The sequence below is a fragment of the Humitalea sp. 24SJ18S-53 genome (assembly GCF_050632385.1).
Taxonomy (GTDB): domain Bacteria; phylum Pseudomonadota; class Alphaproteobacteria; order Acetobacterales; family Acetobacteraceae; genus Humitalea.
This window is the reverse complement of sequence record NZ_CP192599.1, coordinates 5,666,208-5,686,361: the sequence shown is the minus strand read 5'-3', so window position 1 is coordinate 5,686,361 and position 20,154 is coordinate 5,666,208. Positions and strand designations below refer to the sequence as shown.

The 20,154-nt window shown below is 68.5% G+C and carries 22 protein-coding genes; 6 read left to right on the top strand and 16 right to left on the bottom strand.

The window, feature by feature from the left end:
* Positions 1 to 26: 26 nt before the first annotated feature.
* A complete protein-coding gene (locus ACQW02_RS27255; protein ID WP_431283052.1) occupies positions 27 to 668 on the bottom strand; it encodes a YqgE/AlgH family protein in 642 nt (213 codons plus the stop codon).
* A gap of 96 nt (positions 669 to 764) precedes the next feature.
* Here ACQW02_RS27255 and ACQW02_RS27250 point away from each other — a divergent pair, with 96 nt between their 5' ends.
* Positions 765 to 1,247, top strand: a complete 483-nt coding sequence (locus ACQW02_RS27250; RefSeq protein ID WP_431283051.1) for a peroxiredoxin — start codon at positions 765 to 767, stop codon at positions 1,245 to 1,247.
* An 8-nt stretch (positions 1,248 to 1,255) separates the two neighbouring features.
* Positions 1,256 to 1,534 carry a hypothetical protein gene (locus tag ACQW02_RS27245; protein ID WP_431283050.1) on the top strand — a complete coding sequence of 93 codons (279 nt, stop codon included), beginning with the start codon at positions 1,256 to 1,258 and terminating at the stop codon, positions 1,532 to 1,534.
* 34 nt (positions 1,535 to 1,568) lie between these two features.
* On the opposite strand, the gene ACQW02_RS27240 is transcribed toward ACQW02_RS27245, so the two are convergent.
* The 12 genes from ACQW02_RS27240 to ACQW02_RS27185 all read right to left on the bottom strand — a co-directional run bounded on the left by ACQW02_RS27240 (position 1,569) and on the right by ACQW02_RS27185 (position 13,506).
* Complete coding sequence (locus tag ACQW02_RS27240) at positions 1,569 to 2,711, bottom strand: sulfate/molybdate ABC transporter ATP-binding protein (RefSeq protein WP_431283049.1); 1,143 nt, start codon at positions 2,709 to 2,711, stop codon at positions 1,569 to 1,571.
* Positions 2,712 to 2,736: 25 nt separating this feature from the next.
* Positions 2,737 to 3,486: a sulfate ABC transporter permease subunit CysW gene (cysW, locus tag ACQW02_RS27235; RefSeq protein ID WP_431285982.1), complete on the bottom strand. Its 750-nt coding sequence runs from the start codon at positions 3,484 to 3,486 to the stop codon at positions 2,737 to 2,739.
* A 95-nt stretch (positions 3,487 to 3,581) separates the two neighbouring features.
* Entirely contained in the window at positions 3,582 to 4,433 is an 852-nt protein-coding gene (gene cysT, locus ACQW02_RS27230; protein ID WP_431283048.1) for a sulfate ABC transporter permease subunit CysT, read from the bottom strand.
* A complete protein-coding gene (locus tag ACQW02_RS27225; RefSeq protein WP_431283047.1) occupies positions 4,430 to 5,449 on the bottom strand; it encodes a sulfate ABC transporter substrate-binding protein in 1,020 nt (339 codons plus the stop codon). Before ACQW02_RS27225 ends, cysT begins: the two co-directional genes overlap by 4 nt.
* Positions 5,450 to 5,629: 180 nt before the next feature.
* Entirely contained in the window at positions 5,630 to 6,472 is an 843-nt protein-coding gene (locus tag ACQW02_RS27220; protein ID WP_431283046.1) for a metallophosphoesterase family protein, read from the bottom strand.
* Positions 6,473 to 6,527: 55 nt separating this feature from the next.
* Positions 6,528 to 7,808, bottom strand: coding sequence for an ABC transporter substrate-binding protein (locus ACQW02_RS27215; protein WP_431283045.1), 1,281 nt, complete (start codon positions 7,806 to 7,808; stop codon positions 6,528 to 6,530).
* A gap of 32 nt (positions 7,809 to 7,840) precedes the next feature.
* Complete coding sequence (locus ACQW02_RS27210) at positions 7,841 to 8,656, bottom strand: carbohydrate ABC transporter permease (RefSeq protein WP_431283044.1); 816 nt, start codon at positions 8,654 to 8,656, stop codon at positions 7,841 to 7,843.
* Positions 8,653 to 9,561 carry a carbohydrate ABC transporter permease gene (locus ACQW02_RS27205; RefSeq protein ID WP_431283043.1) on the bottom strand — a complete coding sequence of 303 codons (909 nt, stop codon included), beginning with the start codon at positions 9,559 to 9,561 and terminating at the stop codon, positions 8,653 to 8,655. Before ACQW02_RS27205 ends, ACQW02_RS27210 begins: the two co-directional genes overlap by 4 nt.
* Entirely contained in the window at positions 9,554 to 10,678 is a 1,125-nt protein-coding gene (locus ACQW02_RS27200; protein WP_431283042.1) for an ABC transporter ATP-binding protein, read from the bottom strand. The genes ACQW02_RS27205 and ACQW02_RS27200 overlap by 8 nt, the downstream gene beginning before the upstream one ends.
* Before the next feature lie 68 nt (positions 10,679 to 10,746).
* Positions 10,747 to 11,637 (bottom strand): prephenate/arogenate dehydrogenase family protein, encoded by an 891-nt coding sequence (locus ACQW02_RS27195; RefSeq protein ID WP_431283041.1) that lies wholly within the window; start codon positions 11,635 to 11,637, stop codon positions 10,747 to 10,749.
* Positions 11,627 to 12,712, bottom strand: coding sequence for a histidinol-phosphate transaminase (gene hisC, locus ACQW02_RS27190; protein WP_431283040.1), 1,086 nt, complete (start codon positions 12,710 to 12,712; stop codon positions 11,627 to 11,629). Before hisC ends, ACQW02_RS27195 begins: the two co-directional genes overlap by 11 nt.
* Positions 12,709 to 13,506 carry a chorismate mutase gene (locus ACQW02_RS27185; RefSeq protein WP_431283039.1) on the bottom strand — a complete coding sequence of 266 codons (798 nt, stop codon included), beginning with the start codon at positions 13,504 to 13,506 and terminating at the stop codon, positions 12,709 to 12,711. Before ACQW02_RS27185 ends, hisC begins: the two co-directional genes overlap by 4 nt.
* A 104-nt stretch (positions 13,507 to 13,610) precedes the next feature.
* Here ACQW02_RS27185 and metX point away from each other — a divergent pair, with 104 nt between their 5' ends.
* Positions 13,611 to 14,765 (top strand): homoserine O-acetyltransferase MetX, encoded by a 1,155-nt coding sequence (gene metX / locus ACQW02_RS27180; RefSeq protein ID WP_431283038.1) that lies wholly within the window; start codon positions 13,611 to 13,613, stop codon positions 14,763 to 14,765.
* Between the two features lie 2 nt (positions 14,766 to 14,767).
* Here the strand turns inward: metX and ACQW02_RS27175 are convergent, their stop codons facing one another.
* Positions 14,768 to 15,328 carry a manganese efflux pump MntP family protein gene (locus ACQW02_RS27175; protein WP_431283037.1) on the bottom strand — a complete coding sequence of 187 codons (561 nt, stop codon included), beginning with the start codon at positions 15,326 to 15,328 and terminating at the stop codon, positions 14,768 to 14,770.
* 328 nt (positions 15,329 to 15,656) lie between these two features.
* Here ACQW02_RS27175 and ACQW02_RS27170 point away from each other — a divergent pair, with 328 nt between their 5' ends.
* Positions 15,657 to 16,661: a tripartite tricarboxylate transporter substrate-binding protein gene (locus ACQW02_RS27170; protein ID WP_431283036.1), complete on the top strand. Its 1,005-nt coding sequence runs from the start codon at positions 15,657 to 15,659 to the stop codon at positions 16,659 to 16,661.
* 59 nt (positions 16,662 to 16,720) lie between these two features.
* Here ACQW02_RS27170 and ACQW02_RS27165 read toward each other — a convergent pair whose 3' ends face one another.
* Both ACQW02_RS27165 and ACQW02_RS27160 read right to left on the bottom strand, forming a co-directional pair.
* On the bottom strand, positions 16,721 to 17,032 hold the full coding sequence (locus tag ACQW02_RS27165; protein ID WP_431283035.1) for a VOC family protein: 312 nt from the start codon (positions 17,030 to 17,032) through the stop codon (positions 16,721 to 16,723).
* A gap of 90 nt (positions 17,033 to 17,122) precedes the next feature.
* Entirely contained in the window at positions 17,123 to 17,971 is an 849-nt protein-coding gene (locus ACQW02_RS27160; protein WP_431283034.1) for a creatininase family protein, read from the bottom strand.
* 148 nt (positions 17,972 to 18,119) lie between these two features.
* On the opposite strand from ACQW02_RS27160, the gene ACQW02_RS27155 reads away from it, so the two are divergent.
* Both ACQW02_RS27155 and ACQW02_RS27150 read left to right on the top strand, forming a co-directional pair.
* Positions 18,120 to 19,157: an ABC transporter substrate-binding protein gene (locus ACQW02_RS27155; RefSeq protein WP_431283033.1), complete on the top strand. Its 1,038-nt coding sequence runs from the start codon at positions 18,120 to 18,122 to the stop codon at positions 19,155 to 19,157.
* Positions 19,158 to 19,162: 5 nt separating this feature from the next.
* Positions 19,163 to 20,110, top strand: coding sequence for an isopenicillin N synthase family dioxygenase (locus tag ACQW02_RS27150; protein WP_431283032.1), 948 nt, complete (start codon positions 19,163 to 19,165; stop codon positions 20,108 to 20,110).
* Positions 20,111 to 20,154 lie beyond the last annotated feature (44 nt).

Here is a 20,154-nt window from a genome sequence, read left to right as displayed (position 1 = left end):
ACTGCCCGGTTAACCGGGCCGCGAAATCAGGCGCGACCGGCCACGCCCGACAGCAACAGCGGGTCCACCCGCAGCTTGCGCAGCGCGCGGCGCCATTTGGCGTCGTGGTCGGGGTCGAACAGCAAAGCCTCGTCCGGGGTGACGTTCAGCCAGGCGTTCTGGTGGATCTCATCCTCCAACTGCCCCGGGCCCCAGCCGGCGTAGCCCAGCGCCAGCACGCCTTCGCGCGGGCCGCCGCCCTCGGCGATGGCTTTCAGGATATCGACGCTGGCGGTCAGCGCCCATTCGCCGCCGACATGCAGGCTGCCTTCGCTGGACCAATCGGCGGTGTGCAGGACGAAGCCGCGCGCGCCCTCGACCGGGCCGCCGGCCAGCAGGCGGATGCGCCGTGCCGGCGGGGTCGGGGCGACGTCGAGTTGCTTCAGCAAATCCTCGAACGACGGGTCTTCCAGCGGCTTGTTCAGCACGATGCCCATGGCCCCATCCGGCGAATGGGCGCAGAGGCAGATCAGCGACTGGGCGAATCGTGGATCGGCCATGCCCGGCATGGCGATCAGCAATTGGCCACCCAGGTAGCCGCCGCCGATCCCGCCATCACCCGAAGCCGACCGGCGTGCCTCTACTCGGAACCCCTCCGGGATTTCACCTTCTCGTGCTCTGCGTGCCATGGGATTGATCTTGGGGACACGGGGCTGGGTTCGCAAGGACGTGACAGCATAGCGATGTCGTTCTACATCAACCGATATATGTCGGAGATACAATCAATGACCATTTCAGTGGGCGATGCCGTTCCCGCGGTCAGCATCCAGCAGGCGACGCCGGAAGGCGCCCAGGGGCTGGACACGGCGGAATTCTTCGCCGGCAAGACGGTCGTGCTGTTCGGCGTGCCGGGCGCCTTCACCCCGACCTGCTCGGCCAAGCATCTGCCGGGCTTCGTCACCCAGGCGGCGGCGCTGAAGGCCAAGGGCGTCGATGCCATCGCCTGCATGGCGGTCAACGACCCCTTCGTGATGGCGGCCTGGGCCAAGGACCAGGGGATCACCGGCCAGGTGGTCATGATCGCCGATGGCTCGGCCGCCTTCACCAAGGCGCTGGGGCTTGAACTCGACCTGACCGCGCGTGGCCTTGGCGTCCGTTGCCAGCGCTTCGCCCTGATCGCGCGCGACGGCAAGGTCGCCCATGTCGCGGTCGAAGCCCCTGGTGGGTTCGAGGTCAGCACCGCCGAAGCCATCCTGGCGGCCCTCTGAGCCCCCGGATGGACCCTCTCTCCTTCGGGATGTTCGCCTGGCAGGCCACTTGGGTCTTCGCCATGCGCAGCGCCTCGCTGGCCGGCGACCCGATCAACGCCTCGGCCCGCCTGGCGGACATGGTGGATGAAAAGCAGCGCGCCTTCACCGCCGGCATGATGGGGGCCGTGGCCGCCATGGCGGTGGGGTCGCGGCCGGATGTGGTCGCGGCGGCGGCGATGCGCCCGGCGCAGCGGCGCGTCGCGGTGAATGCGAAGCGCCTGGCCACCGGGCGTCACACCGGCTGACGTATCATCCGGTCAGGCGGCAACGCCTGGACGATCAGGGCTGCAGGCTGTGGTCGCGCACCGGCGCGCCGAAGCCGGCAGGCCTGCCGGGGGCCGCGTCGCCGCCATTCCGCCCGCGCACCAGCCGGTAGCGCCCGCCCGACCCACCAAAAACCGTCGCCGCCAACACCGTCACCCGGCAGGCCTGGCCACGGATGGGCGTCGCCACGGCCGGGTCGTGGCTGCCCTCGATGCTCTGCCCCTCCAGGTCCACCAGGACCCTGGCACCCCCGGCCCCCTCCGGCCGCACGAAGCGGACGACGCCCAGGCCCGGTCCGGCACCCGCCGGGCCGATCAGCAATTCATGCGGCCGGACAAAGACCTCGGCCGGCCCGTCGGGCAGGGCCACGGCAGCGTCCACCAGGCCGATGCGGGGGCAGGCCAGCCGCCCGCCCAGAACCGCCCCCGGCAGCCGCGTCGCCTCCCCCAGGAATCCGGCGACAAAGGCGCTGTCGGGTGAATCCAGCAGGGTTTGCGGGGCGGCGAATTGCACGACGCGGCCACGTTCCATCACCGCGACCCGGTCGGCCATCTCCATCGCTTCCTCCTGATCATGCGTGACCAGGATGGAGGTGATGCCGAGCCGGTCGTGCAACCCCCGCACCCAGCGGCGGACGTCCTTGCGCACCAGCGCATCCAGCGCGCCGAAGGGTTCGTCCAGCAGCAGCAGGTGCGGCTCGATCGCCAGCGCCCGGGCCAGCGCCACGCGCTGGCGCTGGCCGCCGGAAATCTGGCTGGGGTAGCGCTTGGCGAGTTCCGGGATCTGCACCAGGTCCAGCAGGTCGCGCACGCGACGGTCGATCTCGGCCGCGGCGGGGCGCAGGTTGCGTGGCCGCACACGCAGCCCGAAGGCGACGTTCTCGGCGATCGTCATGTGCCGGAACAGGGCATAGTGCTGGAACACCACGCCGACCCCGCGCTCGCGCGCCGGCACCTGGGCGACATCGCGCCCGGCGATCAGCACGCGGCCGCTGTCGGGGAAATCCAGGCCCGCGAGAATGCGCAGCAGCGTGGTCTTGCCCGACCCGGAGGGACCGAGCACCGCGGCGAATTCGCCCACCGCCAGGCTCAGCGACACGCCTTCCAGCGCCCGCGCCTCGCCAAACCGTCGGACCGCATCGATCACGTCGACTGTCATGCCATATCCATCATGCCGGATACCGTCATGCCGCGTCTCCGATCGGGCGCCCGGACAGCGCCTCAAGCAGGGACTTGGCGCCGAGTGTCAGCAGACCGAGCAGCGCCAAAAGCGCCGCCACCGCAAAGGCGCCCACGAACTGGTACTCGTTGTACAATATCTCGACGTGCAATGGCATCGTGTTCGTCTGTCCCCTTATGTGGCCCGACACGACCGAGACCGCGCCGAATTCGCCCAAAGCCCGCGCGTTGCACAGCAACACGCCGCCAAGCAGCGCCCATTTCACATTCGGCAAGGTCACGCGCCAGAAAATGTGCCAGCCGCTGGCGCCGAGCGTCGCCGCCGCTTCCTCCTCCTCCCGCCCCTGTTCCTGCATCAGCGGGATCAGCGTGCGCGCGACGAAGGGAAAGGTGACGAAGATCGTGGCGAGCACGAGGCCCGGAAGGGCGAAGATAATCTGGATGTCGTGGTCCATCAGCCATGGCCCGAAGGCGCCCTGCGCGCCGAACAACAGCACATAGACCAGCCCCGAGATCACCGGCGAGACGGAGAAGGGCAATTCGATCAGCGTGGTCAGCAACCGCTTGCCGGCGAAATCGAATTTCGCGATCGCCCAGGCCGCGGCGACGCCGCCGACCATGTTCACCGGCACCGCGATGGCGGCGACGAGCAGCGAAAGGCGGATGGCGGCGCGCGAATCTTCCTCGACGATGGCGGCCAGGGCTGGTTCCCAACCGCGCCGCAGCGCCTCGGCCAAGACGGCGGCCAGCGGCATGACGAAGATCAGGATCGCGAGGCCGAAGGCGAGCGCGACCAGCAGCCAGCGCAGCCAGGCGGGGTCGGCCGCGGCGGGGCGGAACGAACCGCCCATCAGCGCCCCCGCCGCAGGCTGCGCTGCCACAGGTTCAGCGAAAGCAGGATGACGAAGGACAGCGCCAACATGGCCAGCCCGATCGCCGCCGCCGCCGCGTAGTTGAATTGTTCCAGCTTCACCACGATCAGCAGGGGCGCGATCTCGCTGACCATCGGCATATTGCCGGCGATGAAGATGACGCTGCCGTATTCACCGGCCGCGCGTGCAAAACCGAGCGAGAAGCCGGTGATCGTCGCCGGCAGCAGCGCGGGCAGCACGACGCGCCAAATGGTCTGCGCCCGGGTGGCGCCAAGCGTGGCGGCGGCTTCCTCGGCATCGAGCGAGAGGTCGCGCAGCACCGGTTCCACCGTGCGCACGATGAAGGGCAATGCGACAAAGATCAGCGCCACGACGACACCCCAGGGCGTATAGGCGATCTTCCAGCCAAAGGCCGACATCAGCGGCGCGCCCAGCCAGCCATTCGGTGCGAAGAGCGCCGTCAGCGCCAGCCCCGCCACGGCCGTGGGCAGGGCGAAGGGCAAATCCATCAGCCCATCCAGCAGGCGCCGCCCGGGAAAGCGGTAGCGCGTGATCACCCAGGCGAAGACCACGCCAAGCGGCACGCTGACCAAGGCGGCCACCAGCGCCGCCCCGAAGGACAGGCGGAACGCGGCCAGCACCCGCGGTTCCATCAGCACGGCCAGAACCCCGGCGATGCCGAGTTCCCACGGCTTGATGACCAAGGCCGCCAGCGGGATCAGCACGATCAGCCCAAGCCAGACAAACGTCACCCCCAGCGAAAGCCCGAGCCCCGGCAGCGCCTGCCGCCGCCGGCTTTTGACGCGCGGGACTGCCAGGGTCGCGGTCACCGTCCGGGCCGGTAGATGCGGTCGAAGACGCCGCCATCGTTGAAATGCGTGCGCTGTGCGTCGGCCCAGCCGCCGAACACCGTGTCGATGGTGACAAGGTCGATGGCCGGGAAGCGCGCCGCATTGGCCCGCAACACCGCCGCGTTGCGCGGGCGATAAAAATGCTTCGCGGCGATGGTCTGGCCCTGGTCGCTGTACAGGTGGGTCAAATAGCCCTCGGCCACCGTGCGCGTGCCGCGACGGTCCACGTTGCGGTCGACCACGGCGACGGGTGGCTCGGCCAGGATGGACAGCGGCGGGTAGACGATTTCCAGCCCGGATTGCGGGAATTCCTGCAAGGCCAGATGGGCCTCGTTCTCCCACGACAGGAAGACATCGCCCTGGCCGCGCTGCACGAAGGTGGTCGTGGCACCCCGCGCGCCGGTGTCGAGCACCGGTACCTGGCGGTAAAGCTGCGCCGTCGCCTGTTCCGCCGTCGCGGCGGTGCCGCCCGGCTGGCGCAGCGCCCAGGCCCAGAAGGCCAGGTAGTTCCAGCGCGCCCCGCCCGAGGTTTTTGGGTTGGGCGTGATGATCGACACCCCCGGCTTCAGCAGGTCGCCCCAGTCGCGGACGGCCTTCGGATTGCCGCGCCGGACCAGGAACACGATGGTGCTGGTATAGGGCGCACTGTTGTTCGGCAGGCGCTGCTGCCAGTCGCGGGCGATGAAACCGCGCTCGGCGATCTCGTCGATGTCATAGGCCAGGGCCAGGGTCACCACATCGGCGGCCAGGCCATCGATCACGCTGCGCGCCTGGCGCCCGGATCCGCCGTGGGAGGTGTTGATCGCGGGCCGCGGATGGCCCTGCCCGGCCCAGTGCGCGGCGAAGGCGGTGTTGAACTCGCGGTAGAACTCGCGCGTCGGATCGTAGCTGACGTTCAGCAGGGTGGGCGCGGCCTGTGCCATCGCATCGCCGGCGGCGGCGATGGCGGCGGTGGCCGCGAGAAGGCCCCGGCGGGGGAAGGGCTTGGCGATCATGCGTCCTGTCTCCGGATGCGAGGGTGCTGGTCCGTGGTTCCTTCGCGCAAGTACGGAAAGGGGCCTGCGCGTGGCGTCTGCGCCAGGCCGATAAAGGACACATAAAAATGTGCTTTGCAATAACCACGATTTAAAACAGCATTAAGCCCGCGGGGCGCCGGGACGACGTGTGGTTGCGCGTCAGCCCGCCAGGGGCTTCATCGGACCATAGACGCCGGGCATCGCCCCGATGTCGTGCAGGGCCAGGCCATCCACCGTCCGCAGCCGGCTGTCGAACCGCCCATCCGGTTCCAGATGATGTTCGACCCAGCCCAGCACCTTCGTGCCAAAGGATTCCTGCCAGGTATCGCCCACGATGAAGGAGGTCGCCGGCGCCCAGACATGGCGCGCGCCGGCCAGGTCGCGGTCGCGGAACTGATGGACATGGCCACAGGCGACCAGCACCGGCGGGGTCGGCGCCAGGGCGGCGAAGAGCCTTTGGCGCGGCGCATGGGGCACGACCCAATAGCCCGGGGCATTCTCGGCAGGTTCGTCCAGGAACAGCGGCTTGTGCAGGAACAGCGCCAGCGACCGGCCATCGGTGCCGGCGGCGGCTTCGGCGGCGAAGCCGTATTGCGCCTCGGCCTCAGGGAAATCGGCACCCATGATCAGCGCGTTCAGCCCCAGCAGGCGCCAGCCGGGAACATCGGCCACGAAGCGGTCGGTGCCGAAGGCCGCGCACCAGCGGGCATGACGCGCCGCATCGGCGGGCTGGCGCACGCCCGCCGCCGGGTTGTCGCCGGCATCATGGTTGCCCGGCAGCACGCGCCAGGGCAGGCCCGCGAAAGCCGCCGCGTGTTCGGCCGCGGCATGGGTGAAATCGGCCTCACGATCGGCGCCATCCAGGGAGATATCGCCGGTATGGATCACCAGGTCGGGGGCGGTCGCGACCACCGCCGCGGCCAGGCGGCGGAAATTGGCGGTGAATTGCGGATGGTCGGGCGACAGATGGGTGTCGGAAATCTGCGCGATGCGAAAGGTCATGGATCTGTTCCGAAAGGGGGCCGGGCGCTTGCGCCGCACCCGGCCCGATGGGCGATCAGCGACGCGGCAGCAGGCGGGTGACCTCGGTCCCCATATCCGCCAGGACCTGTTCCGGCGTGGCGCGTTGTTCGGCGATGCGGGCCAGGTTGTCCACCATCACCTGCGTGACCCGCACGGAATTGGCACCCGGGAAGGAATACCAGGGCTTCATGATGCCGACCTGGCGGGTGGCGGGCTGGAACAGCGGGTTGTCGCGGTAGAAATCACCCAGGTAGCGGGGATTGTCGATCGCGATCTGGTTGGTCGGGACATAGCCGGTGTTGCGAACCATCAGGCTGGTGCCCTCGGCGCTGGTCGCGAATTTCACGAAGGCCCAGGCGGCCCGTGCGCGGGTGTCGTCCTTCGCCGCGATCATCGCCCCCGCGCCGCCGGTCGGCAGGCGCCCACGCACCGGGTCGATCACCGGCATGGTCGTGGTGCGCAGTTCGAAGTTGCGGCCGACGCTTTCGGAAATGCCGCGCACCTGGGCGGTGGTGCGGAACATCATGCCAAGCTTGCCGGCGGCGAAGGCCTGCAGATCGGCGGTGCCGGCGAAGTTCGGCATGCCGCCTTCCTTGACCATGCGGTCGAGCAGGCGGACGGAGGCCAGGCCCTCGGCGCCGGTGAAGGCCACCTCGCGCTCATCCGGCGTCAGCATGTCGCCGCCGAAGCCGAACAGCAGGGCGCTGAACATCCAGTCGTCGCCCGGCCATTTGAAGAACATGCCCTCATTGCCATCGCCCAGCGCCTTGATGCGCCGGGACGCCTCGATCACCCCGTCCCAGGTGGTCGGGAAGGCATCGGGGTTCAGCCCGGCGCGGCGGAACAGATCGACGTTGTAATAGGCGATGGGGTTGGACATGGCGAAGGGCAGACCGGCCTGCTGGCCGCCCTGGAACCCGATGTCGAGGATCGGCTGCGAATAGCCGAGCGCGGCCGGGTTGCCCTCGGCCGCCAGGTAGGGCCGCAGGTCGCGCGTGATGCCGCGTTCGGCAAACAGCCGCATGCGGTTCAGGCCCTGGAAGGTCACGTCGGGCAATTGGTTGGTGGCGGCACCGCGCAGCAGCAGTTGCGCGCCATCCTCATAGGTCGGGGTCGGGTTGGTGTAGGTCACGCGCACCGCGGACTGGCTGGCGTGGAAGGCGTCCAGCACAGCATCCTGCGCCGCCTTGAAGATGGCGGGCATGGCGTAATGCGCGGTGATCGCCACGGTCTGCGCGCGCGCGATGCTGGGCGCGGCCAGCAAGCCGCTGCTGAGCATCAGCATGCGCCGCGTGGGAGCGAATTTTTCGGTCATGGCGGTATCTCCAGGAAGGGATTGGGAGGTGATCAGCCCTTGAGCCCGCTCATCGTCATGCCTTCGATGAAGCGGCGCTGGGCGAGAAGGAAGGCGGCGACGAGCGGGGTCGTGACCATCACGGCGGCGGCCATCAGCGCGCCGTAGTCATCGCCCGCTTCCTCCGCACGGAACCACAACACGCCGAGGGCCGGGGTGTAGAGATCGCCCTGGTTCACCACGATCAGCGGCCAGAACAGATCCGACCAATGCGCGACGACCGAAAAGATCGCGAAGGCGGTCGCCGCCGGCCAGGCATTCGGCAGCACGACGCGGAACACGATGGAGATTTCGCCCATCCCGTCGATCCGCCCGGCATGCAGCAATTCATCCGGCATCGCGCGAAAAAACTGACGGAACAGGAAAATGCCAAAGACCGAGATGGTGAAAGGCGCGATCAGCGCGGTGTAGCTGTTCAGCAGCCCGGTCTGCGCCGCGGCGATATACAGCGGGATCGCCGGCACATGCGCCGGCACCAGCAAGCCGAGCATGACAAAGGCGAACAAGGCCCCCCGCCCCGGAAACCGCAGTTTCGCCAGCGCGTAGCCGGCGGGAATGGCGAAGGCGAGCTGGAACGCCAGGATCGCGCCGCAGACGAATACGCCGTTCAGCAAATAGCGCCCGATCGGGATTTCCCGCAGCACGCGGCCATAGTTCTGCACGACCGCCCAATCCTGCGGGATCAGCGACAGCGTGGCTGCAAAAACCTCCGACCGCGGCTTCAGGCTGACCGAGACCATCCACAGGTAGGGCAGCAGCACCAGCATCGCCAGCAGCGACAACAGGATCAGGCGTGGTGCCGCCTTCATGAATAATGCGTCCGCTTCTCGATGATCCGCGTCTGCACCAGCATCACCGCCAGCACGACCAGAAGAAACACGACGGTCAGCGCCGCCGCGTAGCCCATGCGCAGGAACGAGAATCCTTCCTGGTAGATAGTCCAGACGATCATCTCCGACGCCTTGTTCGGCCCGCCCTGGGTCAGGGTCGCCACGGTGTCGAAGGTGCGGATGTTGCGGATGGTGGTGATGGTGGTGACCAGCAGCATGGTCGGGCCGAGCAGCGGCCAGGTGACCAGGCGGAACCTGGCCCAGGCCGAGCGCGCGCCATCGACCTCCGCCGCCGCATATAATTCGCGCGGGATCGCGGTCAGCCCCGCCAGCACCAGCACCATGTTGAAGCCGGCGTTCTCCCACACGCCGATCGCACCGAGCGACAGCAGCACCCAATCCGAACTGCCGAGCCAGTTCGGCCCGGCGATGCCGATCATGCGCAGCAGCGCATTCACCGGCCCGATGGTCGGGTGCAACAGGTATTGCCACGCGGTCGCCATCGCCACCATCAGCGACACCACCGGTAGGAAGAACACCGCGCGAAAGAAGATCTTTCCACGCAAGCCCGCCTCAATCAGCAAGGCCAGCCCCAGCCCCGCCAGGATCGAGGCCGGCGTCACGATCGCCACATAAAGCGCGGTGTTGCGGACCGACGCCGCGACCGTGCGATCCGTGAGCAGGGCGGCAAAATTGTCGAATCCGACCCAGCGGAAGCCGGGCATCCCCAGTTCGAAATCGGTAAAGGCCAGCACGACCACCGCCAGGGTCGGCACCAGCAGCATCGTGAGATAGGCGAGGATGGCGGGGCCGGTCAGCATCCAGCCGGCCAGCGCCTCACCAGAGGACGTCCGACGCGGCAGGGACAGGGCCGGGTCAGACAAGGGCGGGGCTCCGCGCCAGGCTGCGGACGCGGCGGCCGTCGGCGCCGAACAGCAGCCCGTGCAGCGGACGCAGGTGCAGCGCCTGGCCGCGTTCGAGCGATTTGCGCGCCTGGGGTTCCAGCCGCGCCACCAAGGCCGCGCCGGTCGGCTCGTGCCGCGTGTGCAGCAGCAGCGATTCGCCCAAAAATTCGATGTGTTCCAGCCGCACGGGCAGGCCATCGGCGGCCGGGACCAGCGATTCCGGACGCACCGCATAGTGGGTCGCGCCCAGGCCCTGCAGCCCGGTGTCCCAGCCCGCCACCAGCACACGCCCATCGGGACCCGTGTCGGCGTCCAGGACATTGATGCGCGGGCTGCCGACAAAACCCGCGACGCGCAGGTCGGCGGGCTCGGCATAGATCGCCTCCGGCGTCCCGACCTGGAGGATTTCGCCCGCCATCATCACCGCGACCCGGTCGGCCATGGTCATGGCTTCGGACTGGTCGTGGGTGACGTAGATCGTGGCGGCGCCGACGCGACGATGCAGGTCGACCAATTCGCGCCGCGTCTCGGTCCGCAGCGAGGCATCGAGGTTGGACAGCGGTTCATCCATCAGGAAGACGCGCGGGCGGCGCACGATGGCGCGGCCAAGCGCCACGCGCTGCCGCTGCCCACCCGACAATTGCCCCGGCTTGCGCGCCAGCAGATGGCCGATGGCCAGGCTTTCGGCGGCACCCCGCACATCGGCGGCGATTTTTTCGCGCGCCCCGCCGCTCAGCAGGGGGCCGAGCAGGGGCAGCCGCTGCCAGGCATTCAGCCGCCGCATCACCAGCGGCACCGCGATGTTCTGGAACACCGTCAGATGCGGGTAGAGCGCGTAGTTCTGGAACACCATCGCCACGTCGCGATCGGCGGCGCGGCGGGCGGTGACGTCATCGGCACCAAACATCACGCGGCCGGCGTCCAGCGCCTCAAGCCCCGCGATGGCCCGCATCAGGGTGGTCTTGCCGCAGCCGGACGGGCCGACCAGCGCCAGGAATTCCCCGGGCGCGATGGTCAGGGACACGCCCTTCAGCGCGGCGACGGTTCCATAGGCCTTGCGGGCCTGATCGACGACAACACCACCCAAGCGACCCACCCCACCTTGCCGGCGGGCGGCTTAGCGGGCGTCGATGACAGGGCCGCGAAGCCCGCGTGACGGCTGGGTTACGCCTGCTTGCGCTCGATCAGCCCGCCGCGGATCTTGCGGCCGCGGCGGATGCGGTCCTCGATGAACTCCGCCTCGCCATAGCGCACGGCGCGGGCCAGGGCGTGGCTGTCCTCGGTGAAGCGCGCCAGCATTTCCAGCAGCGCCTCGCGGTTGTTCAGGAAAATGTCGCGCCACATGTTGACGTCGCTCGACGCGATGCGGGTGAAGTCGCGGAAGCCGGAGGCGGCGAATTTCAGCACCGCCTCCCGCGTTTCCTGCGCCAAATCGTCGGCGGTGCCGCAGATGGTGAAGGCGATCAGATGCGGCAGGTGCGACACGATGGCGACGACCTTGTCATGGGTCGTGGCGTCCATCGTCTCGATCATCGCGCCGGCGCGTTCCCACAGCAGGCGGACTTTCTGGATCGCGGCGGGGTCGGTGCCGTCCTCCGGCGTCATGATGACGTAGCGGCCCTCGAACAGCGTCGAAAAGCCGGCATCGGGGCCGGAGTATTCGGTCCCCGCCATCGGATGCGCCGGCACCAGGTGCACGCCGGCCGGCAGCAGCGGTTTCAGGTCGCGCAGCACCGAGCCCTTCGTCGATCCCACGTCGGTCAGCACGCAGCCCGGTGCCAGGTGCGGCGCGATCTGCGCCATCACCCCGGCATAGGCCCCGACCGGCACGCAGAGGATGACGCAATCAGCACCCACGACCGCTTTCGCCGGATCGGGTTCGACCACATCGGCAAAATTCAATTCGCGCACGCGGTCCAGCGTCGCCCCTGTGCGGGCCGAGGCGACCACCACCTTGGCGATGTCGCCGCGTTCGCGCGCCCGCCGTGCGATGGACGACCCGATCAGCCCGACGCCGATCAGGCACAGCCGCTGGAAGACGGGTTCAGCCGCCATGGGCGAAGGCGGTCAACGCCTCGATCACCACGGTGTTTTCCTCCGCGAGGCCGATGCTGATGCGCAGGCATTGCGGCAGGCCGTAGGAGCCCATCATCCGCACGATGGCGCCACGGGCCTTCAGGGCCGCATCGGCGGCCTTGGCGCGGGTGGCGTCGCCAAAACCGACCAGCAGAAAGTTGCCCTCGGACGGATAGACGTGGAAGCCGGCGGCCGTCAGCGCCGCGCCGACGCGGGCGCGTTCGGCGTTGTTGTGGGCGACGGATTTCTCGATCCAGCCGTCCTCGGCCAGGGCACCGATGCCGGCGGCCATGGCGGCGGCATTGACGTTGAACGGACCGCGCACGCGGTTCATCACATCGGCGATGCCGACCGGCGCATAGGCCCAGCCGAGCCGCATGCCGCCCAAGCCAAAAACCTTGCTGAAGGTGCGGCACATCACCGTGTTGGTGGTGGCATCGACCAGCTTTTCGCCGGCGTTGTAGTCCGGCCGCGTGACGTATTCGGCATAGGCCGCATCCAGCACCAGCAGCACGTCATCCGGCAGGCCGGCGCGCAGGCGCTCCACCTCCGACTGCGCCAGGATGCTGCCGGTGGGGTTGTTGGGATTGGCCAGGAAGACCATCCGCGTGCGCGGCCCAACCGCGCGCAGGATACCGTCCACATCGGCGCAGAGGTCGATTTCCGGCACCTTGATCACGCGGCACCCGGCCCAGCGGCCGGTGATGTCGTACATGAGAAAACCATGCGCGCTCATGACCAACTCGGTGCCTTCGCCGCCATAGGCGAGGATCAGCAGCGACAACAATTCGTCGGAGCCATTGCCGCAGATGATGCGGGCCGGGTCCAGCCCGAATTTTTGGCCAATCGCCTCACGCAATGCCTTGGCGCCGCCATCCGGGTAGCGATGCGCCTCGCGGGCGGCGGCCACCATGGCTTCGATCGCCTTGGGCGGCGGCCCGAAAGGCCCCTCGTTGGAGGAGAGTTTCAGGATCCGGTTGACCCCCAGAATTTTGCTCTCGCCGCCGACATAGGGCTCGACCGTCAGGATGGAGGGGCGGGGCTGCAAGGTCATGGTGCGTCTCCGGGCACAGCGAAAGCGCCCAGGTGGCGCAGGCCGGGGAATGGCAGGGCGGCCAGGCGCGGGTCCTCGGCGTCCAGGAAGCCATCGACCTCCACCAGCGCCGCGTAATCCGACAGCACCAGGCGGCGCGGCGGCAGGTCGGCCGCGGCCAGGGCCGACAGCAGGGTGGCGCGCGACTGGCCGGCGGGGGGCTCGAAGCGGAACAGCGACCGGTCGAGGCCGCTGGGCTCGGCCGGCCCCGGGCCGAGGATGAAGGCCGCGGGGCCGGGCAGGTCCAGCACCGGCAGGCGGGCGATGACCTGCACGCGGGGCGCCTCCAGCCAGGGCCACCAGGGCTGCACCTCGCCATCCTCCGGCACCGGCAGGACGGCGACCGTGGCCTCTCCGCTTTGCAGGGCGGCGAAGGTGGCGGGGGCGGTGGCGTGGATGCGCAGCGGGGTCTGGCTGCCGAAATGGGCGCGGGCCAGGGCGGCGACCGGGGCATCGGCCGCGGGCGCCAGGACGGCGACGGAAAAACCGCCCTGCTGGGCGATGGAACTGGCGATGATCTCCCGCCACACGCCGACCAGGGCGGTGCGCGGCAGCGGCCCCGTGTGGTTGTCCAGCAGGCGGCGCAGGATCTGCATCTCCCGCCCCGGGCGGAAGGTGGGGCCATTCTTGGCGCGGCCGGCGGCCATGTCGGCGACGATCCGCGCACGGGCCATCAACAGCGCGTGCAACTGGTCGTCGATGCGGTCGATCTCGGCGCGGATCGCGGCGAGATCCGGGGGGGCGGTGTCCGGCATATCCCGTTTCCCATAGGGCCGGCCGCGCCCGCCGCCAAGGCGCCCCCGACGCACTTCCTGGGCGCCGCTTCCCGCCGGGGCGCCGCTGTTCTACCACTGCCCGGATGACCGAGACGGTTGCCCCCTTTCCCCGCGTCGAACACCAGCGGGCGGTTTTCGATGATGGCATCGCGCTGGATTGCGGCGTGGCGATCGCACCCCTGGCCGTGGCTTACCGCACCTATGGCACGCTGAACGCCGCGCGCAGCAATGCGGTGCTGGTCTGCCACGCGCTGACCGGTGACCAGTATGTGGCCGACAAGCACCCGGTCACCGGGCGCGGCGGGTGGTGGTCGAACCTGATCGGCCCGGGCAAGCGGGTCGATACCGACCGGTTCTTCGTCATCTGCGCCAATGTTTTGGGCGGCTGCATGGGATCGACCGGCCCGGCCGAACCGCGCGACGGCAAGGATGGCGAGCCCTGGGGCACCGAATTCCCCCCCGTCACCATCCGCGACATGGTGCGCGCGCAAAAACGCCTGGTCGAGCATTTGGGCATCGAGCGGCTGCTGGCGGTCATCGGTGGGTCGATGGGCGGGATGCAGGTGCTGGAATGGGCCGCGACCTACCCGGATGCCGTGTTTGCCGCCGCCCCCATCGCCTGCGCCACGCATCATTCGGCCCAGAACATCGCGTTTCATGAGGTCGGGCGGGCCGCGATCCACAATGACCCGGATTGGAAGCGCGGGCGGTATTGGGAAGACGGGCGCATCCCGGCGCAGGGCCTGGCCGTGGCGCGGATGGTCGCGCACATCACCTACCTGTCCGAGGCGGCGCTGACGCGCAAATTCGGCCGCCGCCTGCGCGGCAATACCAGCCCGACCGGGGCGCTGACCTTCCTGGAGGATGTGTTCGAGGTCGAAAGCTACCTGCGTTACCAGGGCAGCAGCTTTGTCCGGCGGTTCGATGCGAATTCGTACCTGACCATCACGCGGGCGATGGATTATTTTGATTTGGCGGCGGCCCATGACGGGGCACTGCACAAGGCGTTTACAGGCACGCGGACGCGCTTCCTGGTCGCGTCCTTCTCGTCGGACTGGCTGTTCCCGACAGCGCAGAGCCGGGAGATCGTGCGGGCGCTGAATGCTGCGGCGGCGAATACGTCGTTCGTCGAAATCGCGTCGGACAAGGGGCACGACGCGTTTTTGCTGGAAGAGCCGGATTTTCACGCGGCGCTGGGCGGTTTCCTGGTGGGGGCAGCGGAGCGCATCGGGGTCTGACGTCAGCCCGCGACCAGGTGTTCATACAGGATCGTGCTGCCCAGGATGATCAGCGCCGCGCCCCCCAGGGCTTCGGCGATGCGCCCAAAGCGGCTGCCGAGCAGACGCCCGGCCAACATGCCCCCGGTGGCCATGCAGAAGGTCGCGAAGCCGATGGCGGCGGCGATGGCCCAGATATTCACTTGAAGGAAGGCCAGCGACACACCCACCGCCATGGCATCGATGCTGGTGCCGATCGCCGTGACGATCAGCACCCAGGGCGAGCGGCCGGAGGGCACCTCGTCCTCCTTGCGGCGCGCGGCTTCCAGCAGCATGCGCCCGCCCACCGCGGCCAGCAGGACGAAGGCCACCCAATGGTCGATGGCGGCGATATACCCGGCCGCCAGGATGCCGGCGCCCCAGCCGATCAGGGGGGTCGTCGCCTCGACCACGCCAAACACGATCCCGGTGCGCATGGCGTCGCCAAGCCCGATTCGCTGGGTGGTGGCGCCACGGCCGATGGCGGCGGCGAAGGCATCGACGGACATGCTCAGGGCGAGCACCGTGATCGCGATGGGGGTCAAAATTCGGTGCTCCAACCGGGCTGGGGGCGCAGGACGTCTCGGTCTTGCCAGGCCGCGATGCGGCGCGCCGGGCCACGCGCGGATGCGCGAGTGTGTTGACCCGGTTCCGCCCGAAGGCAGCGACTACTCCCCGAAGCCGAGGACAGTAGAGGGGGGCGCGGGGGAAGTCAAATTTCCTTTTAAAATTAGATAGTTATAGCAATACCTTGGATTTGATGCCGAGGCTATAAGCTGCGGCCTGGCCTAACAGGCGGGCGCGCCATTGTCGGATCGGCTGGTTTGGACCTAGCCTCGGTCCACAAGAAGAATGGTCGAGGAAACCCCCCCAATGCGCATCATGCCACCCCGCTTTCGCGGCGCGTTTTTGCGCGCTGGCCTCGCCCTGTTGGCCCTGGGCGCCACGGCGCTGCCGGCCGCCGCGCAGACGGCGCCCACCTGGCCGACACGCCCGATCCGCTGGATTCTGGGGTTTGCGCCGGGCGGTGCGGGGGACATCACCGCGCGGTTACTGGCGCCGCGCTTGCAAGAGGCTTTGGGCCAGCCCGTGCTGATCGAGAACCGGCCGAGTGCCGGCGGCATCGTGGCGGCCGAGGCCGTGGCGCGGGCGGAGCCCGATGGGCATACGCTGCTGCTGGTGACCAGCACCTCGGCCACCGCGGCGGTGTTCTACAAGACCCTGCCCTTCGACACGGAGCGGGATTTTGCCCCGGTCGGGCTGATTTCGACCTTTGCGCATGCGATGCTGGTGGCGCCGAATTCGCCGTTCCGCGATTTGCGGGATGTGATCGCGGCGGCGCGGGCGCAGCCGGGGGCGATCAACATCGCCTCCATCGCGGTGGGGACGGCGCAGCATTTGTCGGCCGAGTTGTTTCGCGTGACGGCGGGGGTGAACACGGTGACCGTGACCTATCGCAGCACGCCGGACCTGGTGAATGCGGTGGCGTCGGGTGAGGTGCAATTGGCCTTCGAAACCCTGCCGCCGGTGATCGGGCAGATCGGACCGGGGGGACGGGCGCGGGCGATCGCGATTTCCTCGGCGGCGCGGTCGGCGGCGGTGCCTGGGGTGCCGACGTCGGAGGAGGCGGGGCTGGCGGGGTATATCGCGGGGTCGTGGAACGGGATCCAGGCGCCGGCGCGGACGCCGGTGGCGGTGGTGACGCGGATCAATGAGGCGCTGAACCGGATTTTGGCGAACCAGGAGATTGCCGGGCGGTTGCTGGAGATGGGGTTGGAGCCGCAGCCGGGGCCGCCGGCGGCGCTGCAGGCCAAGTTGCTGGGGGATATCGCGCTGTGGACGCGGGTGATGACGGAAGCGAGGATTGAGCGGCAGTAGAGGCGCGGGGCGCTTGCCCTGTGCCTGAATAGCTACGTTTTCTGGACCACACAGCCATCTTATGGCCGTGTGGCGCCAAACGTTAGTTGATATCCATTGTCGTCGAGGACGCCGAACTCACGCATGCCGTATTCGAAGTCTTCGATTGGATAAACAACTTCGACGGCTTTTCGGATCTGTTCCCAGAGTGCGTCGACGTCTTGGGGTGCCTCCAAGGCAATATATAATTGTCCTGTGAAAGCAGCGCCCGCCCACGAGCGGTGAAGATTTGGCGCTGCCAGAATGATCCGAACCGCGTCGCGCGTGAGGTTTGCGTATCCTGCGGTCTGAAGACCGCAGGTAAATCCGAGCACATCCACGTAGAAGCGCACGGACCGATCCATGTTGTCGGTCGTGAGGATCGGTGTGAGCGATCTGAACGGCATGAAGACTGGCCCTGGCGTGGTCGAGTCGGATGCCCCCTAAGCAAACACCCCCGGCTTCCGCACCTCGACCTCAACCTCCCGGAGTTCCCCCACAAACTCCGCCAACCTCCCCGCAATCACCCCCACCATCTTCCGTCCCTTCTCCGCCGTCGCCAGCGACTCATCCCCATCCACGCCAAACCTTGCCTCGGTCCGCGCCCGAAACTCCTCCGGAGTCTGCGTGAAGAACACGCTATCCCCATCCATCCGCGGGTCGATGTTCCCATGCCCCCGCCGCAGCTTCCCGGTCTCCGCCGGCGTCCGCGCCGCCTCAAAACGCCCCTGCGCGCGCGACAAGTCGGTCAGTTCCGGCCAATAGGCCAGGATCATCGACGTCTCCGTCTCCCCCACATGCCCGATCGCCCCCGGCGCGCCGTCGCATAGGGCCGCCACTTCTTCCCGCGCGATCAGCCCGCAATCCGCCACCGCCACGGCCGCCCCGGTTTCCACGCGCAGTTTTACGGCCGCGATCTCCAGCGGCGGCAGGTTCGCGATGCGGTTGCCGTTCACGAACACGATCCGCCGGAACCCGTGCTGCAGCAGGGAATTGGCGATATCCATCGCCACCGCCGTCAAGGTCTCCGCCCGCAGCCCGATGCAGCCCGGAAACGCCATATGCCCGCTGGACCAGCCAAAATGCAGCGGCGGCGTCACCAGGCATCCGGCTAGGCGGGCCGCTTCCTCCGCCACCACGATGGCCCAGCCAGTGTCGAGCATCATGGGCGCATGCAGCCCGTGCTGTTCCGTCGCGCCGATCGGCACCAGGGCGACGTCGTCATGCCGCAGATGCGCCTCGACCTTGTCCCAGGACAATTCATGCATCCACACGCTGTCCTTGGCCGGCATCGCGCTTTCCCCCGATTTCTTGTGGCCGGAGGCTGCCTCGCCGCCATGGCCCGGTAAACCCCGCCCCGGTCTGGCGCGCGGATTGCTTGGCCAGCCCCACCCGCCCCGGCCACCCCCGGCCCCCAGCGCGCCCACGGAGCCCGCCGCCATGAGCCTCCACCTCCCCCGCCGCGCCCTCCTCGCCGGCACCGCCCTCCTGGCCACCCCCAGCATTCTCCGCGCCCAAACCGCCCTGCCAAAGGTCAAGTTCCAAGTGGACTGGGCCTTCCAGGGCCCCAACGCCTACATGCTCATGGGCCGCGACCGCGGCATTTTCCGCGATGCCGGCGTGGACATCACCGTGGACCGCGGCTTTGGCTCCGGCCGGGTGCCCATCGATGTGGCGGGCGGCGCCTATGAAATGGCGCAGGCCGACATCAACCCGGTCATCAAGTTCATCACCGAAAACCCCAATGCCGGGCTGATGGTCATCGGCATCTGGGGCGACCGCAGCCTGCTCTGCGCCACCGTCCGCGCCGATGGCCCGATCCGCGTGCCCAAGGATCTGGAGGGCAAGACCCTCGCCGCCCCCGACAGCGACGCCGGGCGCCAGATTTTTCCGGCCTTCGCCCGCTCCGCCGGGATCGATGCGACAAAAATCAACTGGATGACCGTCCGCCCCGAATTGCGCGAACCCATGCTGGTGCAGCGCCGCGCCGATGGCATCACCGGCTCCGCGACCTCCACCGGCCTGTCGCTGAAAGCGCTGGGCATGGATTTGTCGGCCCAGCGGATCATGTATTACCGCGACCACGGGCTGGACCTCTATGGCTCCTGCTACCTGACCACCAAGGCTTATGCGCAGCGCAACCCCGAACTGGTCCGCGCCGTGCTGCGCGGCGCCTTCCGCAGCCTGGTCCATACCCAGCGCAACCCGGCCGATGCGATCACCGCGCTGAAGGCCGCCGAACCGCTGACCGATGTGGCCATCGAAACGGAACGCCAGGCGCTGTCGATCGCCGAGATGATCCAATCCGACCACGTCGCGCGCGAAGGCATGTCCGTCGTCCAGCCCGCCCGCCTGGCGCGCGGGCTGGAAGCCGTGGCCGAAGCCTATGGCCTGCCGAACACGCTGAAGGTGGAGGACATGTACACCGACGCCTACCTGCCCCCGATCGCCGACCGCCGCCTGGCCGCCTGGTCGTAACCCCCATGGCCAACGTCATCCCGACCCTGGACATCGGCCCCTGGCTCGCCGGCGGCGACCCAGGTTTTCCCGACGCGCTCGGCGCGGTCTTCGCGCGTTTTGGCTTCGTGTCCTTGGTCGGGCATGGCGTGCCGCCCGCGGTGATCGACGGCGCCTTCGCCGCCGCCGCCGATTTCTTCGACCGGCCGGAGGCGTTCAAGCGCACGGTCCAGAACCAGGCCAACAACCGCGGCTATGTGCCGATGTTCGACAGCAAGCGCCCGGGCCAGAAACCATCGGGCCAGGAAGCGTTTTCCATGGGCCATCCGGACCGGCCGGAAGATCCCGAACTGCGCGCGCTGCCCTTTCACGCCGAAACCCCCTGGCCGGACCTGCCGGGGTTCGAGGATCGGCTGACCGCCGCCTATCGCGCGATGTTCGGCCTCGGCCAACAGGTTCTGGCCGCCTGCGCGCGGCATCTGGGGGCGGCACCCGATTTCTTCGCGGAAGCCTCGGCCAAGACCTATTCCAACATGCGCGCCGTGCATTACCCGCCGGCCGAGGCCGTCGCCGAAACCTCCGATTTCGGCGTGCATCCGCATGTGGACGAAGGGCTGATCACCTTGCTGATCCAGGACATGAACGGCGGCCTGTCCGTGCTGGGGCCGGACCAGGCCTGGTGGCCGGTGCCGCCGGATCGCGCCGCCATCGTGGTGAACGTGGGCAAGCTGCTGCGGCGCTGGACCGGCGGGCGCTACGCCGCCGCCCTGCACCAGGTGGTGAACCGTTCGGGGCGGGAGAGGTATTCCCTGCCGCTCTTCGTCCATCCGTCCTTCCACACATTGATCGACCCGATGACCCTGGTCGGCCAGCAGCCGCCGGGCGACGACTTCGCCCCCATCGTCGCGGGCGAAAAAGTCTATGCCAATTTCAAGGGCCGCAGCGTGAGCTGGCAGCAGCCCGCCCCGGCCTGAGCACCCGCCCATCGGGTTCTGCTTTACGCACGCCAAATCACCCC